This is a genomic window from Phormidium pseudopriestleyi FRX01 (genome assembly GCF_017313335.1).
GTDB classification, from domain to species: Bacteria; Cyanobacteriota; Cyanobacteriia; order Cyanobacteriales; family Laspinemataceae; genus Laspinema; species Laspinema pseudopriestleyi.
Map to the genome: position 1 here is coordinate 1 of NZ_JAFLQW010000294.1, position 4,744 is coordinate 4,744.

Sequence of the window (4,744 nt, forward strand, 5' to 3'; positions counted from 1 at the left end):
ATTATTAGAGAGTCGGGAGAATTTCAAGGATAATTCCCTTTAATTCTGCTAACATAGAAGTAAACTTAAAAAACAAATCAGGTCAACCCTAAACCCGAAAAAATAATGCAGGAATTAAAAGTCACCATGCTGGGACCAAGTGGCGTGGGTAAAACCAGCCTTTTGACTGCCATGTATGAGCAATTTGAACGCAGTATTGGACAAACCAATTTGCAATTGACCCCAGATTTAGAAAGTGCAGCATTGCTACAAGAACGATTAGCTGAACTGAAAACCCTGCCGGACAGTTTTGAAACGAAAGGATGGATGCAGAGTACAGAAGAACATAAATCTTTTCTCTTTGAGTTGGGAAGAAAAGGCGCAATTCCCTCGTTAACGCTGCATTTTCAAGATTATCCGGGAGAATATCTTGCCGCCAAAAGTTCGCGGGAAGAAAAGGAACGAGTGGAGACATTTGTGCGGGAATCGGCAGCGGTGGCGATCGCCATTGATACTCCTGCCTTAATGGAAAAAAACGGCCAATGGCATGATGCGGTAAATAAACCCCAACAAATTGCCAATTTATTTCAACGAGTCTATCGCGAATTAGAGTCTCCCCGATTGGTGATTTTTGCCCCGGTACGCTGCGAAAAATACTTACAAGATGAAAAAAGTAGCGCGGAATTAGTCAGGCAGGTGCAAGCGGGATATGCAAGGTTATTAGATTTGTTGCGATCGGAATCCTTACTCTCAAAAGTCGTCGTGATTGTGACGCCAGTTCAAACCGTAGGAACCGTAGTTTTTTCCCGAATTGAAATGCTGGATAGCAAACCGTTATTTATTTTTAGAAAAACCAGTCATGATGCCCAATATAATCCCCAGGATAGTGAACAACCGTTACGCTATTTGTTACGGTTTTTACTAAGACTGCATTTGGACCGACGCAACTTAGGATTATTTAATTTTATCCGAGATTGGTTAGGACTAGATAATCACCTCAAAGATGCAGTCCGGGAATTTGCCAAGGGCTGTAAAAATACGGGTGCATTTACGGTATTGCAGGGTCAAAATTGGCTCAATATTGGATAGGAGAATGTCATGAAAATTCATGTAAAAAGTCGGGGATTTGCTCAAGAAGATGGCTACTGTTGGCTACCAAAAACCCCTTCTATTCTTACCTTAAATGGCGTTGCTGACTGCATTCAAACCGAATCTCCCTCACTGGTTATGGGGCGATATAGCGGGCGCTTGTTATTGCTCATTACTGGGTTAGAGGCGAGGGGACGGACTGATTTTCGCGATCGCACTATTCGCAATTCCATCGCCTGGGTTGTCGAAGATTCCGCCGCCAATGAACAACAGTTACGGGCAATCGCTGTCCGCGCCTTACGCACCTTTTTAGAGGAAAAACAAGACGGATTAGATGCCGAAATTGACCAAGCAATTCCCGTGGGAGGACCGGATGGATTTACCGTTAATTGGGAATTTTTAAAGGGATTATCGGCGAGTGCAACCCTCAGCAGTCATCCCCAAAAATCCGACCGAGAACGAGAAGAACATTCCACGGATAAACTCGCCAAAAATTGCGATCGCACCAAAGAAACCCTCGCCACCCAACTTGAACAATATGGGTTACCCCACAGAGAAGGTCCCCTAGTTGTCGTCACCGGAATCAAAAGCAAAGATGCCTTAATTCAGGCGCGAGTCTGGCGGGGTTTATCCAAAAGTTTAGAGGAGGAAGATTGGACGCCGGTTCGGGAAAGACAAGATGCCCCCAGTTCTTCTGGAGAACCGTTTCAGTCGGAAAAAAAGCTCAATGAAACAGCAACCTTAGTGGCAGGAATTGTGGCGATCGGGATGTTATTTTTAGGGTTTTTGTGGTTTTAAATGACCAAAAATCACGGGGTTCATAGAATAATTCTCCCTTTAGATTACAATTAGACCGAATCATTCCTTGAACAAATAGGACCCATTGCCGATGAAATCTTTAACTCGCCGACAATTCATCAAAGTGAGTGCGATCGCCACTGGATTTGCCCTTGCCGCCCATCCAATTTTCGCCCAACAAGTTATTACCACCGACAGCGAAGGATTAGTCGCCGGTGAAGTGACTATCCCCGTTGACGATGGCAAAATACCCGCCTATCGCGCCATGCCTGCCACGGGACAAAACTTCCCGATTGTGTTAGTAATCCAAGAAATTTTCGGGGTTCATGAACATATCCAGGATGTCTGCCGCAGATTTGCGAAACGGGGTTATCTGGCGATCGCCCCAGAAATGTTTGCTAGACAAGGAGATGTATCCCAAATGGAAGACATCCAGCAAATCATCTCCGAAGTTGTATCTAAAGTACCCGATCAACAAGTGATATCGGACCTCAATGCTACCGTTGTTTGGGCAAAAAGCAGCAGTAACGGCAACATCGACAAACTAGGTATTACCGGATTTTGCTGGGGAGGACGAATTGTGTGGTTGTATAGCGCCCATAACCCCCAAGTCACCGCAGGAGTCGCCTGGTATGGGCGATTAGTAGGTGAATCCACCCCCCTGACTCCCCAATATCCCATCGATATTGCCCCGGAATTAACCGTTCCCATCCTCGGATTATACGGCGGTGACGATGATTTAATTCCCAATGATACCATCGAACAAATGCGCGATCGCCTCTCATCTGGCAACAGCAACTCCGAAATCATCCTCTATCCCGACACCCCCCACGGATTCAATGCCGACTACCGCCCCACCTACCGCCCAGAAGCAGCAGCAGACGCCTGGAATCGCCTTCTCACTTGGTTTGAAAAATACGGCGTTGCCTAAATTAACAAGCTGATTCAATCCTCACCCCGGAGAGACAAGGCAATACCCTGTCCTCCTGGCATAATGGACTTAAAAACCTTGGCCTATAAAAAACGATAATTACTATGAATAATTATAGCATTCCTAATCACTATAAACAACAAATTGCCGATTACTTTAATCGCCGGACAAACTATGACCAAGAAGGTGATTTTCATCCCATTGTTGCCCATCATCTCATCCAATGCGCCGACATTCAACCGGGACAGCACATCTTAGATATCGCCACGGGAACTGGTTTAGTCGCCATTGAATCCGCCCAAATTGTGGGAAATAGCGGTTCAGTGGTGGGAGTCGATTTGTCCGAGGGAATGTTAAGGCGATCGCATTCCAAAATAGCCCATGCTGGTTTAACTAATATTGAACTCAAGCAAGGAGATATAGAAATCATCGAATTTCCAGCCAACAGCTTTGACCGAATTTTCTGTTGTTGTGGCATTCCTTATATTCCCAACATTCCCACGAACTTGCGCCGTTGGCATAATTTTCTCAAACCCGGTGGAATCATCGCGATTACCGGAGTTGCCGAAACCGCTTATATTTTAGGGAATATTTTAATAAAAATTGCCAAAAACTACGGGTTACAGTTGCAAAATTGGAACGAAGCAACAGCAACCCCAGAAAAATGTAAACATCTCTTGCAAACAGCCGATTTTGAACAAATAAAAGTCACCAATGAGCAATTTGGAGACTATTTGAGCTTAGAATCTGCTCAAAACTTGTGGGAACTGATTTTAAACAACCCTCTTACCCAGATGAATTTTGTCCAACATCTGAATTCAGAACAATTAAAGTCAGCTAAATTCCAGTATCTGGCTGAATTAGAAACCTTAGTCACGAAGCAAGGCATCTGGAACGATATCACAATATTTTATATAGTGGGAAGCAAACCCATCGGCAGATAAACATCAATTCCAGAAACTCTTCGTCCCAAACTGGGTTGACAGGGGTATTTACTCATACCAAAAATAGCAACTCCAACCTCTATCCCGGATGCCACCATTGACGGTAAACTGTAATACGATGTTTTTACCGATTGACGATGGCAACGATTAACGACAACTACCTCAAACTCAAAGCGGGTTACCTGTTTCCCGAAATTGCTCGTCGGGTGAATGCCTTTGCGGAGGCGAATCCGGACGCCAAAATCATCAAACTAGGAATCGGCGACGTTACGGAACCCCTACCCGAAGCTTGCCGCAAAGCAATGGTAAAAGCGGTGGAAGACATGGGCGATCGCAGTCTATTCAAAGGATATGGACCCGAACAAGGGTATGCCTGGTTGCGCGAAAAAATTGCCATTCACGACTTCCAATCCCGAGGATGCGCGATCGATGCCTCAGAAATCTTCATTTCTGATGGTTCTAAGTGCGATACTGGCAACATTCTCGACATTTTCGGCAACAGCAACAAAATCGCCGTTACCGACCCAGTTTATCCCGTCTATGTCGATACAAACGTCATGGCAGGACATACGGGACCCGCTAATGATAAAGGAGAGTATGAGGGATTAGTCTATCTCCCGATTAGTGCGGAAAATAATTTTACCGCAGAACTTCCGACAGAGAAAGTTGATTTAATTTACCTCTGTTTTCCCAATAATCCCACGGGTTCAACTGCCACCAAAGACTATCTGAAAAAATGGGTAGACTATGCCAAAAACAATGGCTCAATTATTTTCTTTGATGCAGCTTATGAAGCCTTTATCACCGACCCCAATTTGCCTCACTCCATCTATGAAATAGAAGGAGCAAAAGATTGTGCGATCGAGTTTCGTTCCTTCTCCAAAAATGCGGGATTTACCGGCACTCGTTGCGCGTTGACGGTGGTTCCCAAAACCCTCATGGCAAAAGCTTCTGATGGTTCTGATGTCGAAGTTTGGAAACTCTGGAATCGCCGCCAATCCAC

5 protein-coding genes are annotated in these 4,744 nt (G+C 45.0%); all 5 read left to right on the forward strand.

Annotated elements, in window-relative coordinates:
- Positions 1-105: 105 nt before the first annotated feature.
- Complete coding sequence (locus tag J0895_RS11000; RefSeq protein WP_207088141.1) at positions 106-1,068, forward strand: TRAFAC clade GTPase domain-containing protein; 963 nt, start codon at positions 106-108, stop codon at positions 1,066-1,068.
- 9 nt (positions 1,069-1,077) lie between these two features.
- Positions 1,078-1,866, forward strand: a complete 789-nt coding sequence (locus tag J0895_RS11005; RefSeq protein WP_207088142.1) for a hypothetical protein — start codon at positions 1,078-1,080, stop codon at positions 1,864-1,866.
- Positions 1,867-1,957: 91 nt separating this feature from the next.
- A complete protein-coding gene (locus J0895_RS11010) occupies positions 1,958-2,797 on the forward strand; it encodes a dienelactone hydrolase family protein (RefSeq protein WP_207088143.1) in 840 nt (279 codons plus the stop codon).
- A 104-nt stretch (positions 2,798-2,901) separates the two neighbouring features.
- Positions 2,902-3,741 carry a class I SAM-dependent methyltransferase gene (locus J0895_RS11015; protein WP_207088144.1) on the forward strand — a complete coding sequence of 280 codons (840 nt, stop codon included), beginning with the start codon at positions 2,902-2,904 and terminating at the stop codon, positions 3,739-3,741.
- A gap of 137 nt (positions 3,742-3,878) precedes the next feature.
- On the forward strand, positions 3,879-4,744 hold an 866-nt coding region (locus J0895_RS11020; RefSeq protein ID WP_207088145.1), incomplete at its 3' end, for an LL-diaminopimelate aminotransferase.